This window comes from Vibrio sp. 1580 (assembly GCF_033340055.1).
On the sequence record NZ_JAWOVT010000009.1, the window covers coordinates 165,673 to 185,832 of the forward strand.

General features: G+C 45.6%; 15 protein-coding genes. 3 read left to right on the forward strand and 12 right to left on the reverse strand.

The window, feature by feature from the left end; all coding sequences use genetic code 11:
• Positions 1-73 precede the first annotated feature (73 nt).
• From R7093_RS15990 to R7093_RS16005, 4 genes are all read right to left on the reverse strand, one after another.
• Positions 74-913, reverse strand: a complete 840-nt coding sequence (locus R7093_RS15990) for a 3-keto-5-aminohexanoate cleavage protein (protein ID WP_158157263.1) — start codon at positions 911-913, stop codon at positions 74-76.
• Positions 904-2,235, reverse strand: coding sequence for an aspartate aminotransferase family protein (locus tag R7093_RS15995; protein WP_054575103.1), 1,332 nt, complete (start codon positions 2,233-2,235; stop codon positions 904-906). The genes R7093_RS15990 and R7093_RS15995 overlap by 10 nt, the downstream gene beginning before the upstream one ends.
• Positions 2,236-2,443: 208 nt before the next feature.
• Positions 2,444-3,712, reverse strand: coding sequence for an O-acetylhomoserine aminocarboxypropyltransferase/cysteine synthase family protein (locus R7093_RS16000; RefSeq protein WP_005381677.1), 1,269 nt, complete (start codon positions 3,710-3,712; stop codon positions 2,444-2,446).
• 117 nt (positions 3,713-3,829) lie between these two features.
• Positions 3,830-4,741: a LysR substrate-binding domain-containing protein gene (locus tag R7093_RS16005; protein ID WP_017635708.1), complete on the reverse strand. Its 912-nt coding sequence runs from the start codon at positions 4,739-4,741 to the stop codon at positions 3,830-3,832.
• A gap of 106 nt (positions 4,742-4,847) precedes the next feature.
• Here R7093_RS16005 and R7093_RS16010 point away from each other — a divergent pair, with 106 nt between their 5' ends.
• Positions 4,848-6,104, forward strand: a complete 1,257-nt coding sequence (locus R7093_RS16010) for a D-amino acid dehydrogenase (RefSeq protein WP_047102136.1) — start codon at positions 4,848-4,850, stop codon at positions 6,102-6,104.
• A gap of 307 nt (positions 6,105-6,411) precedes the next feature.
• Positions 6,412-7,959 carry an alanine/glycine:cation symporter family protein gene (locus R7093_RS16015; RefSeq protein WP_005381681.1) on the forward strand — a complete coding sequence of 516 codons (1,548 nt, stop codon included), beginning with the start codon at positions 6,412-6,414 and terminating at the stop codon, positions 7,957-7,959.
• A gap of 100 nt (positions 7,960-8,059) precedes the next feature.
• Here R7093_RS16015 and R7093_RS16020 read toward each other — a convergent pair whose 3' ends face one another.
• From R7093_RS16020 to guaB, 5 genes are all read right to left on the reverse strand, one after another.
• A complete protein-coding gene (locus tag R7093_RS16020; RefSeq protein WP_005381682.1) occupies positions 8,060-8,650 on the reverse strand; it encodes an acetate uptake transporter in 591 nt (196 codons plus the stop codon).
• A gap of 182 nt (positions 8,651-8,832) precedes the next feature.
• Positions 8,833-10,536: a chitinase gene (locus R7093_RS16025; protein ID WP_047102138.1), complete on the reverse strand. Its 1,704-nt coding sequence runs from the start codon at positions 10,534-10,536 to the stop codon at positions 8,833-8,835.
• 212 nt (positions 10,537-10,748) lie between these two features.
• A complete protein-coding gene (locus R7093_RS16030) occupies positions 10,749-12,272 on the reverse strand; it encodes a Na+/H+ antiporter NhaC family protein (protein WP_005381684.1) in 1,524 nt (507 codons plus the stop codon).
• Between the two features lie 165 nt (positions 12,273-12,437).
• Positions 12,438-13,991 (reverse strand): glutamine-hydrolyzing GMP synthase, encoded by a 1,554-nt coding sequence (guaA, locus tag R7093_RS16035; protein ID WP_005383721.1) that lies wholly within the window; start codon positions 13,989-13,991, stop codon positions 12,438-12,440.
• 99 nt (positions 13,992-14,090) lie between these two features.
• Positions 14,091-15,557, reverse strand: coding sequence for an IMP dehydrogenase (gene guaB / locus R7093_RS16040; protein WP_017633908.1), 1,467 nt, complete (start codon positions 15,555-15,557; stop codon positions 14,091-14,093).
• 231 nt (positions 15,558-15,788) lie between these two features.
• Between guaB and xseA the strand changes: the two genes are divergently transcribed.
• Positions 15,789-17,120: an exodeoxyribonuclease VII large subunit gene (xseA, locus tag R7093_RS16045; RefSeq protein ID WP_017633909.1), complete on the forward strand. Its 1,332-nt coding sequence runs from the start codon at positions 15,789-15,791 to the stop codon at positions 17,118-17,120.
• A 13-nt stretch (positions 17,121-17,133) separates the two neighbouring features.
• Here xseA and R7093_RS16050 read toward each other — a convergent pair whose 3' ends face one another.
• The 3 genes from R7093_RS16050 to der form a co-directional block, all read right to left on the reverse strand.
• Positions 17,134-17,358, reverse strand: a complete 225-nt coding sequence (locus R7093_RS16050) for a zinc ribbon domain-containing protein (RefSeq protein ID WP_005381691.1) — start codon at positions 17,356-17,358, stop codon at positions 17,134-17,136.
• Between the two features lie 309 nt (positions 17,359-17,667).
• Positions 17,668-18,543, reverse strand: coding sequence for a metal-dependent hydrolase (locus R7093_RS16055; protein WP_047102174.1), 876 nt, complete (start codon positions 18,541-18,543; stop codon positions 17,668-17,670).
• 59 nt (positions 18,544-18,602) lie between these two features.
• The gene (gene der, locus R7093_RS16060; RefSeq protein ID WP_318146735.1) at positions 18,603-20,099 is read right to left on the reverse strand and encodes a ribosome biogenesis GTPase Der; all 1,497 of its coding nucleotides are present in this window, start codon (positions 20,097-20,099) and stop codon (positions 18,603-18,605) included.
• Positions 20,100-20,160: the final 61 nt, after the last annotated feature.

Below are 20,160 nucleotides of genomic sequence, written 5' to 3' on the forward strand. Positions count from 1 at the left end.
GACAAATACCGAAAAGGCTCCGATGGAGCCTTTTTACTTTCCTTTCTTCTTTTTTTCTTTTCCGCGAGCAGATTTACTTCAAAGCTGAACGCAAACTTTGCGCACTGTGTAAAGGAATCGCAAAGCGATGCGCCACATCGCGTAGAGCTTCCACCTGAGCCGCGTTACTGATTGCTAATTCGCCTGCCACATCGACGTGGTTATTCTCAAACCCCACTCTCACATCGAATCCAAGTAACATCGCACTCGCTAAACAGTCTTGCTCTCGCGCGCCAAAAGCACAAATGGCACATCGAATTTCTTCCTCGACAAAACGCGCCAAATTCAAACCTCGTAAATCCCATGGCGAAGACTGTTGAGCTTGGTGATAACGCCCTAACACCACTAATGCATGCTGATGCGTTTTAGGTAACACGCCCGCATCACGCAGTTGGAAATAACGTTCAATGTCGGTTGCATCGTAGAGAATAATTTGGCTCACAATGTTGTGTTCTGCCACCCAATGGAAAAAGGCATGCCCTTCTTTCTCACTTGCGCGATCAGGGATTAACTCCCTCAATGCGAAAGAAGCCGCTTCTGGTTTCACAGCTTTAACTAACGCCATCTGTTGTGGCGGAGAATACAAGCCCACCGCCTCTGTGGTGAGCTGTACCATCATGTTTTGTCCCACCGCTTCTTTCACGGCATGGTAAATTGCCATGTTGTCGTCGATGTCTAATGAATGACGTCCGTTGGCGTCTCTAGCATGCAAATGGATCATGGCAGCCCCTGCCGTTTGACAAGCGATAGCCTCTGCAACCAGTTCGTCTGTTGTCATGGGTAAGCTGGCGTGATCGTACTTAGTTTTTCTTGCACCGTTTGGGGCCACGATAATAGCGATAGGCTCTCGTATAGATCGATTTTCTAATTCCATTCCTTCGCTACCTCTTTTAGCGTTAATGAGAGTTTGCCAACTAGCTCATCAATATGGTGAGGCTGAATAATGAATGGCGGTGCAAGCAAGATATGGTGCCCATTAACGCCATCAATCGTTCCTCCCATTGGGTAGCACATTAAGCCATTTTCCATTGCTTGCTGTTTGATGCGTTTGTCTGCCAATGTGGCTTTACTCAGAGGCGCCTTGCTTTCTTTATCCGCCACCAGCTCAATGCCAAAAAATAAGCCTTTACCACGAATGTCGCCAATGTACGGTAAATGGGCCAATTCAGAAGTAAGCTCATTACGCAGCAAAGCACTTTGCTGATTCACCGCCGTTAATAAATCATCTTGGAAGATGGTTTGAATGGTTGCCACGGCAGCAGCGCACGCCACAGGGTGCGCCATAAAGGTATGGCCATGTTGGAAAAAACCGCTTCCACCGGCAATAGCTTGGTAGACTCGATCATTCGCAACCACCGCGCCAATAGGTTGATAACCCGCACCAAGCCCTTTAGCCATACACACCAGATCGGGGTCTGCCTCTTCTTGCTCAAACGCAAAAAAACTACCACTGCGTCCAACGCCACACATGACTTCATCCAAGATCAATAACACATCGTATTGGTCGCATATTTCGCGAATACGCTTGAAATAACCTTGTGTGGCAGGCACAGCTCCAGCGGTGGCTCCCACAATGGGCTCGGCGACAAAAGCCATGACATTATCAGCCCCCAACTCAAGAATTTTTGCCTCTAGCTCATTCGCTGCTCGCAATGAGTAATCCAATTCCGACTCATGACTCTGCTGATAACGATAAGCATAGCAAGGGGCGATATGATGGCTCGGGTGTAAGATGGGTTTGAACGGTTCACGTCGCCATTCATTACCTCCGACAGCCAAAGCCCCCAAGGTATTGCCGTGATAACTTTGCTGACGCGCGATGAATTGCTTTTTCTCTGGCTTACCTGATTCCACGAAATACTGCCGCGCCATTTTTAGTGCCGACTCCACCGCTTCTGATCCGCCACTGACTAAATACACATGGTTGAACTGTTCAGGCATGTGCTGACAAACCAATTCTGCTAGGCGCTCACTGTTATCACTAGTAAAAAATCCAGTATGAGCAAACGGCACTCGCTCGATCTGTTCCAACATCGCTTTTTTAACGGCTTGATGACTGTGGCCAAGGTTTGATACCGCAGCCCCACCACAAGCATCGAGATACTGCTTTCCATGCTTATCGAATAGATAAACACCTTCACCTCTATCGATGATTGGCAGCGTGGCATGGCAGTGACGGTGAAATACGTAAGACATTTGAGTCCCTTCCAATGTGTAATACATGCACACATCATCAGGAACAAACCCAAACGTGACAAGAGAATAAATCTCACCCTCTATGAGCTTTTGGAATACCACAAACCAAAAACACAAAAACCCTTGATATTTAAACAATAAAATAAAAATAGGCCAGCTTTTTTAAAGGCTGGCCTATGGGTAACCCAAAGCTAAAAACAGAATCGTTTTACGCGTTTAGTGCCTGTTCTAAATCGGCTAGAATATCGTCAATATGTTCAATACCCACCGATAAACGAATCATCTCTGGAGACACACCAGCTTGTTTTTGTTCTGCTTCGCTCAATTGACGATGAGTCGTCGATGCAGGATGGCAAGCCAATGATTTTGCATCGCCAATGTTCACCAAACGCTTAAAGATTTTCAAAGCATCATAAAAACGCACACCAGCGTCATAACCATCTTTTAAACCAAACGACAAAATCGCAGAAGGCTTACCTTTCATGTATTTTTCGGCGAGATGAAAGTGTTCAGAACTTGGTAATCCGGCATAACTTACCCAACTGACTTTGTCATTCTGTTCCAAGAATTCAGCCACTTTGAGTGTGTTCTCGGTATGGCGCTCCATGCGCAGCGGTAACGTTTCTAGCCCTTGCATAAGCATAAATGCATTCATCGGTGATAATGCGGCTCCGGTATTACGCAGTGGTACGGTACGCGCACGCCCGATAAATGCCGCCTCACCAAACGCTTCGGTATACACCACGCCGTGGTAAGAAGGTTCTGGTTGGTTGAAAACAGGAAAGCGGTCTTTGTGCTGCGCCCAAGGGAATTTACCTGAATCCACAATCACGCCACCTAATGTGGTGCCATGCCCACCAACGTATTTAGTGAGAGAGTGAACTACGATATCCGCACCAAATTCGATGGGTTTGCAAAGCACTGGCGTCGCAACGGTGTTATCCACAATCACAGGTACGCCTTGTGCATGAGCAAGCTCCGCCACACGTTCTAAATCGATGATATTACCCGCAGGGTTACCAATGCTCTCGCAGTACACCGCTTTGGTATTTTCATCAATTAATTCGGCCAAACTTTCTGGCTTGTCATCTTTAGCAAACTTCACCTGAATACCTTGATTTGGGAGCATGTGCGCAAACAAGGTATAAGTACCGCCATAAAGTTGCGGCGTAGAAACGATGTTATCGCCCGCTTGCGCTAACGTCAGAATCGCATAGTTAATCGCTGCACTCCCCGCACTCACGACCAATCCAGCAATGCCGCCTTCTAACGCTGCCATGCGTTTTTCCAGCACGTCATTAGTCGGATTCATGATGCGAGTGTAGATATTCCCCGGCACTTCCAAGTTAAACAGATCAGCACCATGCTGCGCGTTGTCAAACTCGTACGCGACTGTTTGATAAATCGGCGTCGCGACAGATTTAGTGGTAGGGTCAGTTTCGTAACCAAAATGGATGGATAGCGTTTCGTCTTTCATGTTCTTCCCTGTCTTTCATCACTCAAATAGCGGCAAGCAAAGCACTTACCTTGCTTAAAACTTATATTGCCCAATTTTTCAACAAATAACGTAGGGATGAATCACAGAGATAAAACGCTAATTCAACTGTCCAAGTAACCAGTGACGAAACGTTTCTGTCGCATTCGTACGTGTGTTCATGATCAAGTAATACCCTGCATTGGCAGGAATCGGTTTGAATGGAGAAACCAAACGCTCTGTCGTCAATTCATCCTCAATCAGTGCCATTCGTGCCATCGCAATCCCAACGCCTGCTTCGGCTGCAGACATCGCCATATCCGTTCGATTAAAAAAGTGTCCGATATCGGTTTTAAAATCCAACCCCATCGCTGACGCCCAATATAGCCACTCATAGTCACGCGTCGCTTTTTCCCATGGCATCGCATCGTGTAGTAGTGTCGCCTCTTGCCATTGCTTCACTGGCATTGAGTTTTTTTGCTCACCAAACAACGTTTTTAGCCAGCCATGATCCTCAAGGTATTTTGGACTCATCACCGGTAGCAGATGCTCATCCAAAATCAGCTCCGCGTTAGCATTTCTATAAGGATGAAGACCATAGTCAATTGCGACGTCATAGTCTTTTATCTCACTATTTACCAGCGCACCTTCCGCAAAGATTTGTACTTGGATATCCGGATTATCATGATGGAAGCTTTCGAGCTTTGGGACTAACCATTTGAAAGCAAAAGAAGGCGTCAACTTCAAACGAATTTCATTGGTTTGTTTTTCTACTTTGAGCTCATCAAGCAATTTGCTCAGTTCCGAAAAGTGAAACTGCGTCGCTTGGTGTAACTGAGTGCCTTTTACGGTTAAACGAATACCGCGAGAGTGGCGTTCAAATAAAGTAAAACCTAATAACGCTTCCAAATGAATAATTTGTTGGCTTATGGCACCAGTGGTGAGGTGTAAATGTCTTGCGGCACCAGTAAAGCTGTTGTACTCCGCGACTTGGCTAAATAGACACAAGCCACTTATCAGATTACTTTTCATCCTTAAGCCTATAGTTTTTCTAAACTCTGTGTGTAATTTATATCGATTGTTAACAAAAGGTAAAGAAAAGAAACTGAGCACTCTAATAAATGTGTGGAGTGCATCAATGGAAGTCATCGTATTAGGCAGCGGCGTTATCGGCTTAACCTCTGCTTGGTATTTATCTCAAGCAGGCTATCAAGTTACCGTCATTGACCGCCAACCAAGCAGTGCCATGGAAACGAGCTTCGCCAATGCCGGGCAGATCTCGTATGGCTATTCTTCGCCTTGGGCTGCGCCTGGTGTTCCTGTTAAAGCCATTAAGTGGTTAATGGAGGAGCATGCTCCACTTAAAATCAAACCCACTCTGAATGCCGACATGATCCGCTGGGCAAGTAAAATGGTCGCGAACTGCACCCTACCTCGCTATCAAGTTAACAAGGCTCGCATGCTTTCGATCGCCAACCACAGCCGTATTTGCTTAGAACAGTTACGCCAAGAACACGCCATTGAGTATCAAGGACGTCAGTTTGGGACCTTGCAAGTATTCCGAACACATCAACAGCTGCAAGCCATTGAAAAGGACATGCAGCTCCTTGAACAAAGCGGAACCCGATTTAAGCTAATGGACGTCGAACAATGTATTGAACAAGAGCCAGGGCTTGCACTTGTGAAAGACAAACTGGTTGGTGGCTTGCATCTACCTGATGACGAAACGGGCGATTGCCATCAATTTTGCCAACAACTAACGGAGCTTGCTAAGGCACACGGTGTCCGATTTGAGTTCGATACTGAAGTAAGCAATTGGGTTACAGTAGGCAAAAAGATCATAGGTGTCCAAACGAACCGAGGACAATTTAAAGCAGACCAATATGTGGTGGCCTCTGGCAGCTACTCTACAGCGCTACTCAAGCAACTCGATATTGATATTCCGGTCTACCCTGTCAAAGGCTATTCACTCACCATCCCGATGGAAGATGAACACTTCTCTCCTCGATCTACTGTGATGGATGAAACCTATAAAGTCGCTATGACTCGATTTGATGACAGAATTCGCGTAGCTGGCACCGCAGAATTAGCAGGGTTTGATGCTTCCCTTCCACAAAAGCGCAAAAACACTATCGAAATGGTCATCCGTGATCTTTTTCCTCGTTGTGGTGACTTCAGCCAAGCTGAGTTTTGGAGCGGCTTTAGGCCAATGACGCCTGATGGCACACCAATTATCGGCGCGACTAAATACGATAACCTTTTTACTAACACCGGACACGGAACTCTGGGCTGGACGATGGCTTGTGGTTCAGGTCAATTGCTAGCAAGCGTAATGAAAGGTGAAAAAGCAAAAGTGATGGATAATGCGGAACTTAACCTTTGTCGTTACGCCTGAGCACATGACTGAACAAAAAACAGACAGACACTTACTCCACAAAATGCATAACCATTGGCATTTTTAACTCATCAAAATCGCAGTACATTTAAATGACAATGTGCTGCATAATTAATCATCAGGCAAATCTTCTACCTAAAAGGAGCAAATAAGCAACAAGAACCAAATTTTAACAACTACTCTCCATTCTGTGTTCATCATCACGCTACAAAGGATTTGTAGCCAAAAAAGTTAACAATTGCATTACATAAAGGGTAATGTATTGTGTGAAAAACAACCACAAACACAACTAACAGGGAAAATACTCATGCAGTCATTAGTTGATTTTCTGAATGGAATTATTTGGAGCCCGGTACTGATCTATTTGTGCCTTGGCGCAGGTTTGTTCTATTCAATCATGACGCGTTTTGTACAAATTCGTCACTTCTTTGAGATGTGGCGCTTATTACTTTCAGGGAAGAGTTCAACAAAAGGGATATCATCATTTCAGGCACTTGCCGTTTCACTATCTGGCCGTGTAGGTACAGGTAACATTGCTGGTGTTGCTGCTGCTATCGGTTTCGGTGGCCCAGGTGCCGTATTCTGGATGTGGGTCGTTGCCTTCTTTGGCGCTGCAACCGCATACGCAGAATCAACACTTGCACAAATTTATAAAGAAGAAGACGAAGGCGAGTTCCGTGGTGGCCCTGCTTACTATATTGAGAAAGCAATGGGACAAAAATGGTACGCTTGGATCTTTGCTATCGCGACCATCTTTGCTTGTGGTGTTCTACTTCCTGGCGTTCAATCGAACAGTATCGGTAACGCAGTAGAAGCCGCATTTGGCTCAGGTGACATGATTGAAACCGCTATTGGTACCTTCAGTTTTGCTAAAATTTTCACTGGTACGGTTGTTTGTGTCATTTTGGCTTTCATCATTTTTGGTGGCGTAAAGCGTATCGCGAACTTTACCCAAGTCGTTGTGCCATTTATGGCGTTAGCTTACATCATTACTGCGTTTGTCATCATCCTTCTAAACATTGGTGAGGTTCCACGCATTTTCGGCATGATCATTGGTGACGCGTTCACACCAATGGCTGGCGTTGGTGCAGCAATCGGCTGGGGTGTAAAACGTGGTGTCTACTCCAACGAAGCAGGTCAAGGTACTGGTCCTCACGCAGCAGCAGCAGCGAGTGTTGATCACCCAGCTCAGCAAGGTCTTGTTCAATCTTTCTCTATTTACATCGATACACTACTTGTGTGTTCAGCAACCGCGTTCATGATTCTTATCACTGGCGCGTACAACGTAAATGGTGCGATTGAAGGTACATTCCTGGTTCAAAACCTACCAGCGGATATTGGTGCAAATGGTCCTGTGTTTACACAGATGGCGATCGAAAGCGCACTACCTGGCGTGGGTAAACCATTCATCGCAATCGCTCTATTCTTCTTCGCGTTTACGACCATTCTGGCTTACTACTACATTGCAGAAACGAACATTGCTTACATTCGTCGTACGTTCAAAGTAAATGGACTGATGTTTATTCTGAAAGTCATCATTATTTCATCCGTGTTCTACGGAACCGTGAAAACCGCCAACTTAGCATGGGCGATGGGTGATGTAGGCGTAGGACTGATGGCGTGGCTAAACATCATCGGTATTTTGATCATCTTCTTTATGTCGAAGCCTGCACTCAAAGCACTGAACGACTACGAAGAGCAACAAAAACGTGGTGTGACCGATTTTACATTTAACCCTGTTGCACTGGGCATTAAAGGCGCAGATTACTGGGAAGATAAGTACCGACGTAAAACGGGTAAAGCACCAACGGCAGACAGCAATAGCGCAGAAACTGTTGAGCAACCATCAACATAGCGTTATCACATAAATAAGAAAAAGCAGTGGTCCGATTGAGGACATAAAAAAGGGGGATTAACCAATGGTTAATCCCCCTTTCTTCATTATGAGTAGCAGCTTAGGCGATAACCGCTTCAACTTTACGAGCGATTTTTGCTTTACCGACAGGTAATACTTCACGACCAAATTCGTTGTTCAGTACTTGTGCCATTGCGAAGTAAATTGCACTTGCGCCACAGAAGATACCCTCGAAGCCAGCGATAGCACCGATCACTTCGCTACCAGTGAAATCACGAGCAGCAAGCAAGAAGAACAGGATAGTTAGAGAGCCAAATACCACTTGCTTCGCTGTTGGGTAACATAGAGAACCAATGAACATGAAACCAGTGAAGATGCCCCAAAGCGCTAGGTACCAACCCATAAAGCTTGCAGGGCTTGCAGGAAGCCCCATGTGAGGCATTACGATTAGACCAACCAATGTTAGCCAAAATAGACCGTAAGAAGTAAACGCAGTTGTGCCGAACGTATCACCGCGTTTAAAGCACATGATGCCAACGATTACTTGGCTAAGGCCACCGTAAAAGATGCCCATCGCTAGGATCATAGAGTCAATTGGGAAAAATCCTGCATTATGAATATTGAGCAGAATAGTGGTCATACCGAAACCCATTAGACCTAGCGGTGCTGGGTTAGCCAGTTTTGTCGACATGTACAAATACCTTTTTTCAAAAATGTTGATAAAAAATGCGCGCGAATTTTAATGGGCTGCAGAACAAAAGAGAAAAGCTGTTATTGAAAACTTAGATTCCATAAATAAACCACTACATATATAAAAAAAGACCCTGCAAAAAAGCAGAGTCTTTATAGATGGTTAGGTTGTTTTTTACTCGATCACTGACAAGAAATCTCGTCCCAGAACCAGTTGCTTTGCGTTGGGCTTTCCCATACTCCAGGGCCATTTTTTGCGACAAAACATTTGTTTTGGTACGTCACTTTATCGCCGTTAGCGACTTGCGTTACACCCGGCTCCCACTGAATAAAATTGCCTGTAACTGGTGGTTCTGGCTCGGTTACTGGCGGCTCAGGTTCTGTGACGGGCGGCTCTGGCTCAGTCACCGGTGGTTCAGGTTCCGTTGTAGGCGGCTCCGTAGGAGTGCCTGAAACCAGCTTCCACGGGTCTCCTTTCGTTGGCTCATTACCTTGTGACCACCATTTCGCTTCGTAAACAGCACCTTGGTAAGAAACTTGATCACCCGTGTTATATACTTTGCCAGAATCCCAAGCTGCCACGCCACCTACAGGCGGATCGACCGGATCCACTGGGTCTAACTTGTCAACTACACGAACTTCTGGCCAACCCGCATGAGATTGGTAGAAGTTAGTTACACATTTCTCATAATCACCCGCAACTAGCGCAGAATAAGCCGTTTGGAAACCAACAAGCTCACATTCAAATGAGTGACCTCCAGGACGATCTGAGTAGTATTTCCAGTTCCCATCCCAGTTGGTGTACAACACGTCTGTCGCACCATTCAGATTTAAGCTGCCGTAAGGCGTCTGCTGCCAACAGGTATTGGTCTCATCGGCTTCAATTGGAATTTGATAATGAGCGGCAAGTCCTTCCCAATAGCGAATACGGTTAACAGGTTGACCTTTATCCTTGTTTTGCTCACCACACTCAATACCACCATTGATCACGTTGATGGTGGTACCAAAGCCGTAACCAATGCCAGCATCAAGCTCACGCTGTGAAGGCACCCAAGTACGGTCAATCACATGTAGCATTGCAGGTTTCGGTGCTTGTGGGGTTAGGAAGAACCAGATAGCCGATGCTAAGTTCAGCCATGAATCCGCAACCAAGCCTGGATTTTTCAGCAATACAGATGCATCGCCATCAAACATCACTTCAGAGAACGCGCCATAGTTAAAATGGTAAGAAAGCTGTTTAGCACCACGTCCAAAATAACCTTGTCCTGGTTCACATGGCCAACGCTTATTTTGCCAGTCATTTTGACCACAACCTGTTGTGTAACCTTCTTGCCCTTCAGACCATCCCATTTCTCGCACATGAACCAAAGCTTGCTGCCACTCTTCCAACCCTAGCGGATTATCCGATACGTTATCAATCGAAATATGGCCACCGGTTTCTTGTGCAAAGTGAGCAAACGCTGTCACGATCGATTTTTTACAAATTGCATCCGAATCACGACCGTCTGTGTACTCACCACAGAATGCAGGGAACTTACCAATTGCACGTAGGAAACGCGTGTAAGTGTATTCAGGTGCCGCCATTTGAGTCAGGAAGTCCCACTCACTTTCGGGGAATACACGCTCTACACGCTTCACGTTTTCTGGGTTGGTTGTCGCCCCTGGTACAATCGCTTCAACCACTGAGTTCGGGCGTGTCTCTAATGCTTGTGACCAAATGGCATACATAGGATCAGAAGTTTTGCTTTGCTCTACGGCTTGAACGTCACCACGAGCAATAACATAACCATTCGGATTTTGCGGATCGGGCTGAATATTCATACTCGCATTCACTTGTGCTGCTAAGACACAACTCAATGCAAGAGGAAGATGTTTGAGTGCAAACATGTCTAGTCTCCGGATTTCAACAATACAATATACGAGGAATAACTAGACATATAGTGGATCATATATACGAAACACCGAGCCAAGTACGTTGATTCTGCGAGACAAAATGAATAAATAAGTCCTCACACACATTTTGTCACAAGAAAAATGTTACCTTGACTCAAAAGAAAAGCGGAGACCCTGTGAGCCTCCGCTTTGTGATGTTTCTCTCTTTATTGTTCTGCCGAAACCACCTCTAGCTTCGCGGTTGACTTTTGTTTAGACAGCACAAAATAAACCACACACTGAGAAATAATTGCGGCAAGCACAATCACTGGTGAGGCGTTGATTCCAGCTAAAAGAAAACACCCCAATGCGATCATTCCATTGAGTAATGCGTAAGGCAATTGTGTACGGAAGTGCTCATATTGTTCACACCCCGCTCCTGTCGACGACAAAATCGTAGTTTCAGAGATGGGAGAACAGTGATCGCCAAACAAGCCACCAGATAATACCGCACCAATACAAACCAACAGTGGTGCATCAATCGCGACGGCAGTTGGGATCACTAATGGCATCATGATGGCAAACGTCCCCCAAGATGATCCCGTAGCGAACGAGATAATACCGGCCAGTAAAAACGCAACCGCTGGCAATAACCAGTAAGGGAAACCGGCTTGAGCTTGTTCAGCAATGTATGCAGCTGCACCTAATTCTTTCCCAACCGAGCTAAGCGCCCAAGCCAATACCAGAATCACCGCCACTGACATCATGTTTGACATCCCTTTCAGATAAACCTGAATACCATCCGAAAGCTTTCTTACGCCATAAAACGCCATCAGCGCAATTAAAGTGAAGGCAGCGAAGAAATATGCAGAAGAAAGTGCAGCCCTAAACGTTGATCCTGCCACTTTTTGAAATGGAAAACCGTGTGGCACGAGGATGGTACATAGAACCACCAGCATAACGAGCAAAGGCGCCCATACAAAACTGGATTTTGCATTTTTATGCGTAAACACATTCATAGACTCCTGTACTTTCCCAAAGTCGGAGCCCTGTTCTGCTAACTGCTCAGCCTTCGCCATCGGTCCGAAATCTAATTTGAAGAAAGAGACAATCGGCACAATCGCGATCGCAAGAAAGGCGTAAAACTGATACGGGATCGCGCCAATGAAAGCATCCCAATCACTCATACTGACATTCAGGGCAGTAAACTCTTTTTGAATCAATCCCATGATGTAAACGCCCCATCCGATAAAAGGGATCAAGATTGCGACGGGAGAGGAAGTAGAGTCGATAATAAAAGCTAATTTTTGGCGTGATACTTTTAACTTATCAAATAAAGGGCGAAAAACAGGACCAACAATCAACGGTGTACCAAGGTCAGAGAAGAAAATAACCACACCACCGAACCATGCGGACAGTTGAGCTTGGCACTTACTCGCCACCCATTGAGTGACCTTTTTAGCAAACGCCACACCACCGCCAGATTTCTCCATCAAGGCAACAAAGCCACCAATAAAGACCAAGAGCAAAATGACGCCCGCATTGTAGCTGTCAGTTAATTGCGGCAGTAGATAGCTTTTCATCAATGCACTAAACGAGTCTAGTGGCCCTTTTTCGACAAATGTCCCTTCAAGCATAGCGACACCACTCACCACACCGGCGAATAAACCAACAACGACATTTCTTGTGGTCAGCGCGAGGAAAAGAGTAATAAGGATGGGAATGAGAGAGGTAACGTCAGCCTGTTCCATAGCAATACCATTTATGATAATTAAACAATTAAAATGAATATATATTTAATTTAACCGCATGTATATATCTCTCACAAAAAAGTTGAGCCACCTCTTCACAAACTTGAAGTACAAAAAAACCAGCCCGAAGGCTGGTTCTTATAAACTCAACTGTCTAGAGGAAAATTATTCCCACTCGATAGTCGCTGGTGGCTTACCAGAAATGTCGTAAACAACACGAGAAATGCCATCAACTTCGTTGATAATACGGTTAGATACCTTACCTAGGAAGTCGTATGGTAGGTGCGCCCAGTGTGCCGTCATAAAGTCGATGGTTTCTACTGCACGCAGTGATACAACCCAGTCGTATTTACGGCCATCGCCCATTACACCAACAGAACGAACTGGTAGGAATACCGTGAACGCTTGAGATACTTTGTCATATAGGTCTGCAGCGTGAAGCTCTTCAATAAAGATAGCATCAGCACGACGTAGCAAGTCACAGTATTCTTTCTTGATTTCACCAAGAACACGAACACCTAGACCTGGACCTGGGAATGGGTGGCGGTAAAGCATGTTATAAGGCAGGCCTAGCTCTAGACCAATCTTACGTACTTCATCTTTGAACAGCTCACGTAGTGGCTCAACAAGACCCATTTCCATGTCATCTGGAAGACCGCCCACGTTGTGGTGCGATTTGATCACGTGCGCTTTACCAGTCTTAGATGCAGCTGACTCGATTACATCAGGGTAAATCGTACCTTGAGCTAGCCATTTCGCGTTTTTCAGCTTCTTAGACTCTTCATCGAATACATCTACGAATACGTGACCGATAGTCTTACGCTTCTCTTCTGGGTCAGACTTGCCTTCAAGTGCTTTGAGGAAGCGTTCTTCAGCGTCAACTTTGATAATGTTCAAACCAAATTGGTCGCCGAACATATCCATAACTTGTTGACCTTCGTTTAGACGAAGTAGACCGTTATCAACAAATACACACGTTAGCTTGTCGCCGATTGCGCGGTGAACCAGCATCGCAACTACCGATGAATCAACACCACCAGATAGACCTAGGATAACTTCGTCGTCACCCACTTGCTCTTTAATACGAGCAACCGCGTCTTCGATGATAGATTCAGAAGTCCATAGACGTTCACAGCCACATACGCCAAGAACAAAGTTCTCAAGCATTTGTAGGCCACCTTTTGTGTGTGTCACTTCTGGGTGGAACTGAACGCCGTAGTATTTCTTCTCTTCATTCGCCATCGCAGCGTAAGGACAAGTGTCTGTCTCACCAACTTTTACGAAATCGGCTGGGATCTCTACTACTTTGTCGCCATGGCTCATCCAAACGTCTTGAGTTGCTTCAAGGTCTTTAAATAGAGCACATTCACCAGAAACTTTAACCTGAGCGTAGCCAAACTCACGTTCGTTAGAGCCCGCCACTTTGCCTCCTAGCTGTTCCGCCATGGTTTGCATGCCGTAACATACGCCAAGCAAAGGAACACCAGAATCAAACACATATTGAGGCGCGCGTGGAGAGTTCTCTTCCGTTACGCTTTCTGGACCGCCAGATAGGATAATGCCATCTGGGTTGAATTCGCGAATATCCGCTTCTTCTACATCCCAGCTCCATAGTTCACAGTAAACGCCGATTTCACGTACGCGGCGTGCTACTAATTGAGTGTACTGAGAACCGAAGTCCAAGATCAGAATACGTTGGTCATGGATATTTTTAGTCATTTTGAGCAGTCTTTTTAAGGCTAAGTGATTAAAACCGAGGCGAGTGTACTCGCCTCTTCTTAATGCTTCAAGGAAAAAGCAAACGTTTCCGTTAGGTAATTAGTTCCCTAGACGGTAGTTCGGTGCTTCCTTAGTAATTTGAACATCGTGTACATGAGACTCTTGCATACCAGCACCAGAGATACGTACAAATTCAGCTTTCGTACGCATATCTTCGATAGTTGCAGAACCAGTTAGACCCATGCTTGAACGTAGACCACCCATTTGTTGGTGTACGATCTCTTTTAGACGGCCTTTGTATGCGATACGACCTTCGATACCTTCTGGTACTAGCTTGTCCGCTGCGTTGTCAGACTGGAAGTAACGGTCAGAAGAACCTTGAGACATAGCACCAAGAGAACCCATGCCACGGTAAGACTTGTAAGAACGGCCGTTGTATAGAATCACTTCACCCGGCGCTTCTTCAGTACCTGCAAACATAGAACCAACCATCACACATGATGCGCCAGCTACGATTGCTTTACAGATATCACCTGAGAAACGGATACCACCGTCAGCAATAACCGGAATACCATAATCATTAGCCACTTCTGCCGCATCTGCGATTGCAGTGATTTGTGGAACTCCCACACCCGTTACAATACGAGTTGTACAGATAGAACCAGGGCCGATACCCACTTTCACTGCGCTTACGCCAGCTTCGATTAGTGCTTTAGCACCAGCACCTGTTGCTACGTTACCACCGATGATGTCTAGATCTGGGTAAGCAGCGCGAGTTTCGCGGATGCGGTTTAGTACACCTTCAGAATGTCCGTGTGAAGAGTCGATAAGTAGAATGTCAACGCCTGCTTCAACTAGAGCAGCAACACGCTCTTCGTTACCAGCGCCAGCACCAACGGCTGCGCCAACACGTAGGCGACCACGCTCATCTTTACATGCGTTTGGTTTACGTTCTGCTTTGTGGAAGTCTTTCGCAGTAATCATACCGGTTAGTTGGAACTCATCATTCACAACCAATACTTTCTCTACACGAGCTTCGTGCATTTTCTCTTGCACTTCTTCTCGTGTTGCACCTTCTTTAACTGCTGCCAACTTCTCTTTTGGCGTCATTACTGAAGATACTTTCTTAGAAAGGTCCGTCACAAAACGAACGTCACGACCAGTGATAATACCAACAAGCTCATTGCTCTCAGTGACAACAGGGAAACCTGCAAAACCATGCTTTTCAGTGAGTGCAACAACATCAGCGATGGTCGCATCAGGGTTTACAGTAACCGCGTCAGTTACCATACCAGCTTCGAACTTCTTAACTTTACGAACTTCGGCTGCCTGCTGCTCAATAGACATGTTCTTGTGGATAAAGCCAATGCCACCCTCTTGCGCTAGCGCAATTGCTAGACGAGCTTCAGTAACAGTGTCCATAGACGCTGAAATCATTGGGATGTTTAGGGTGATGTTCTTAGTTAGCTGAGTGCGAAGATCAGCTGTGTTTGGGAGAACGGTGGAGTGTGCTGGCACAAGTAGTACGTCATCGAATGTCAGCGCTTCTTTGGCAATTCTTAGCATTTGCAATATCTCACAATTAGAGGAGTAAAAAGAACAATCCAATCTCATCGTTTCGCATAATGAGGGTAACCTGCGTTAGCAACTAGCTACATTTGGATTAGATATTGCGGAGGGATTATACGGTTAACGCAATCGCTTGACCACAAATTTTTTAATTTTTTTCTTGCAATTACCCCCTTGCTATGTATTATATTGCCGCTAATTTCCATACTCACGTCTAAGAGATTAGCTGTGCTCTCCAAGACCAATCAAAACATCTTTACTGTTTCTCGTCTCAACGCAGAAGTTCGTTTACTCCTTGAAAACGAAATGGGGATCGTTTGGCTCGTCGGAGAGATATCCAACTTTTCAGCTCCTGTCTCTGGTCACTGGTACCTCACTCTTAAAGACTCTCGCGCTCAAGTTAAATGTGCCATGTTTCGTGGTAACAATCGCCGCGTTACTTTCAAACCCGCTAACGGTAATCAAGTCCTAGTAAAAGCTCGTCTGTCTCTTTATGAGCCTCGCGGTGACTACCAATTGATCATCGAAAGCATGCAACCGGAAGGTGATGGCCGTCTTCAACAAGAGTTTGAAGAGCTGAAAATGAAGCTTGCAGCAGAAGGGTTGTTCGCGCAAATCAATAAGCAATCTTTGCCTGAGCACCCTAAACGTGTTGGCGTCATCACATCGAAAACTGGTGCCGCGCTTTACGATATCTTAGACGTATTGAAACGTCGTGATCCTTCCCTACCTGTTGTGATTTATCCGACAGTGGTACAAGGTGAGGACGCAGCCATTCAAATTGCACAAGCCATTGGTCGCGCTAACAGCCGTGATGAATGTGATGTACTAATTGTGGGCCGAGGTGGTGGTTCATTAGAAGACTTATGGTGCTTTAACAACGAGATATTAGCTCGCACGATTGCAGCAAGCCAAATTCCTATTATTAGCGCCGTTGGACATGAAGTTGACGTGACAATAGCTGATTTTGTCGCCGACGTACGCGCGCCTACTCCATCAGCAGCCGCTGAGCTAGTAAGCCGTGATAACAGCCACAAAGATCAAGCTTTAGTTACCCGCCAGCATAAGTTAGCGAGCGCGATGCGTTACTACCTAGCACAACAAAAGCAGCAATCTGCTCAATTAGTGCACCGTCTAGAGAGACAGCACCCAAGCTATCGCTTGCAACGTCAGACGCAACAGTTAGATGAGTTGGACATGCGCTTACAGCGAGCGATGAGTCGTTTTATTGCCTTGCGTCAACAGCGAATCGAGCGTCAACATTATCGGCTGCAATTAAATTCTCCTGTAACACGCCTTGCCGAGCAGAAGTCGAAGCTAGAACGTGTTGAGCAAAAGCTCATGGATGCAATGGATCGCAAATTACTGACTATGCGCCATCAACTCGCGATTGCCGCAGAAAAGTTGGACACCGTCAGCCCACTAGCGACATTGAAACGAGGTTACTCAATTACTCAAACTGAGCAAGGTAAAGTAATTACGCAATCTTCAGATGTAAAGTCGGGAGATGTATTGATTACCCGGTTAGCCGAAGGTGACGTTCGTTCTACCGTTAACTGAATACAAACTCTGGTTAACTGACTTTCTGGAACTCAAATCGGACACGTGATTTTGATTTGAGTTCATTACACACATTACAAAAGTAACTCGCAGCACCGCATGCTTGCAGCTTCTCCAGCTCCGCCTCACAATCAGGGCAAAAACCTACCTTTTTAAAATCCGATTCACACTGTGCACAATGGTATTGTCCTGTCCATTCCAGTTCGACATTGCAAGTCGGGCAAATGTTCTGCTGCATATCCCGTTCCTCTCTCTAAACTAAGCAATTTCGAGTAACGCATGCTACTCAAAATAACGAACAAGTGTGTTGATCTTCATCACCGCCCCAACAAGTTTCACGAGGCGTTAACCATACTTGATACGTAGGATCTTATACTGATCGTCTGATATTTACTCCTTGATCAGCGATCACCCCTTAAAAGAATATTTATATAACCACACACCGAAAGCATAAGTTACATATTCTGCATTCCAATTTAAGACAGAATAAAAAACCTTATAGCAATTTAATTAAACGTAAAATTAGAATTTAATAAAAAGATCTTATTCAGAAAGCAGTGTTTACATTGGTGTGCATTTCGATAGTTTGAGCGTCGAGCTCAACGAGTTTAACTTGGATAAAAGCAAACTCATTTAAATGGCTCGCATGCGTTCCACCACAAGGGATTACCGCTAATTGACCTTCCCCTAAATCGCACTTCCAATAGCGAGAATCCGTTAATCTGTCACCGTGGCATTCCATGGTGATCATCGCATCTCGTCGAAGCCATTCCACAAGTTGGCTATTCACTTTTTTTGCAATCGCCTGGAGGTCATTCAGCATATCTGCACTGTTTAATCCTCTTTTACGGAGTGTTTTGCCTAAACGGTACGTATCGAGGCACTTGTCTGGAGTAACATAACTCGTAACTTGTGCATAGCTATTAAAGTCATAATAACCATGTGGGTCTTTGCGGTCTGCGTCTTTTCGCCAATAGTCTTCCGCTAGTACTTTATTCAACGCCAAATACGCTAAGTGTCCTGCAGTGTGGCCTCGACTCAAAGCGCGTTGGTAATCCTTATCTACCGCCAATGTCACCAAATCATCAGTAACAAGTGATTCCGTACGTGATAAAACATGCACGACGACAAACACCCAACCTTCAGCATCACGCTTTACAGGGATGTCACTACCCACATACAGAGCACCACTTTCCTGCTCCACTGCCCCAACTTGGCAATCTACTACGTCATGCTCAGCCCCATTCACCTTCAACGTTCCTTTGTCTGCAGGGTGATCCGGCCATATGTGACTAACGGGATGGAACGGCGTGACATCTGTAATAACGTAAGTCACTTCTTCCGTATATTGAACGAGCTGTATTTGTGCTTCTAATTGCCATGTTTGATGACAAAAACGAGTCTTTGTTGCTGTGATAGTCATTTTTACGATTACTTTTGATAAAAAAATACCCAAGTAGAAACTTGGGTATTCGAATTTCATTATTTATTGCGGTTTTTCACCATCGACATCATACGCTTACGTTTACGCTCTTGTGATAGCGTAAGCTTATTCGTACGGTTCTCGTATGGGTTATCACTGTTGTGGAAGTTAATGCGAATCGGTGTTCCCATAATTTCCAGAGACTTACGGAAGTAGTTCATCAGATAACGTTTATACGAATCTGGCAATTCACGAACCATGTTACCGTGGATAACAACGATCGGTGGGTTGTAACCACCTGCGTGTGCGTATTTGAGTTTGATACGACGACCACGAACCATTGGCGGTTGGTGATCATCCACAGCCATCTTCATGATACGCGTCAGTACTGACGTACCCACACGCGTTGTCGCCGAGTTATATGCTTCTTGGATAGATTCAAACAAGTGACCAACGCCAGTACCGTGCAGCGCAGAGATAAAGTGGATACGCGAGAAGTCGACGAATCCTAGACGGCGGTCCAGTTCTTTCTTCACGCTTTCTTTCACGTCACTGTCTAGACCATCCCACTTGTTAACGGCGATGACAATTGAGCGGCCAGCATTCAGTGCAAAACCAAGCAAGCTTAGGTCTTGGTCTGAAATATTTTCACGAGCATCAATCACCAGTAGAACGACGTTTGCATCTTCTACCGCTTTCAGCGTCTTAACAACAGAGAACTTTTCAACCGTTTCATTGATACGACCACGACGACGAACACCTGCGGTGTCAATTAGTACGTATTCGCGTCCATCACGCTCCATCGGGATGTAGATAGAATCGCGCGTTGTACCAGGCATATCGTATACAACCACACGTTCTTCACCCAGAATACGGTTAGTCAGTGTCGATTTGCCTACGTTAGGACGACCGATGATCGCCAACTTAATCGGCTGCTCTTGAAGGCGTTTGAATTCAGCTTCTGCGTCTTCTTCAGTGTAATCTTCAACAAGAGGCTCTTCGTCTTCGAATCCAGTCAGGTCTTCAATCTCACCTTCTTCAGATTCACTTGTTAGTAGATCATCAAAGAATGGAGATAAAGCACGCTCAAGCAAAGCGGTCACACCACGGCCATGAGCAGCCGCAATCTGGTACATATCATCCACGCCGAGCTGCCAAAAATCAGCACACGCCGCATCGGCATCAATACCATCGATTTTGTTTACTACCAGCATCGCTGGCTTTTCAATTTTACGCAGATGCGCAGCAATTGCTTCATCTGAAGGTGTCAGACCAGCACGACCGTCAACAAGGAACAATACAACATCAGCCTCATCAATCGCGGCTAATGACTGTTCTGCCATCTTTGTTTCCACGCCTTCTTCTGTGCCATCGATACCACCAGTATCAATCACAATGAATTCGTGCTCTTCACCAAGTCTCGCCTGGCCATATTTACGGTCTCGCGTTAGGCCTGGAAAGTCCGCAACCAACGCGTCACGAGTGCGAGTCAATCGGTTAAATAGTGTAGATTTACCTACGTTCGGACGCCCTACTAGAGCTACAACAGGTACCATAACAACCTCTACAATAATCTTTCTTCTGTAGTTATAGGTAACGACTTGCTCGATGCCAAAT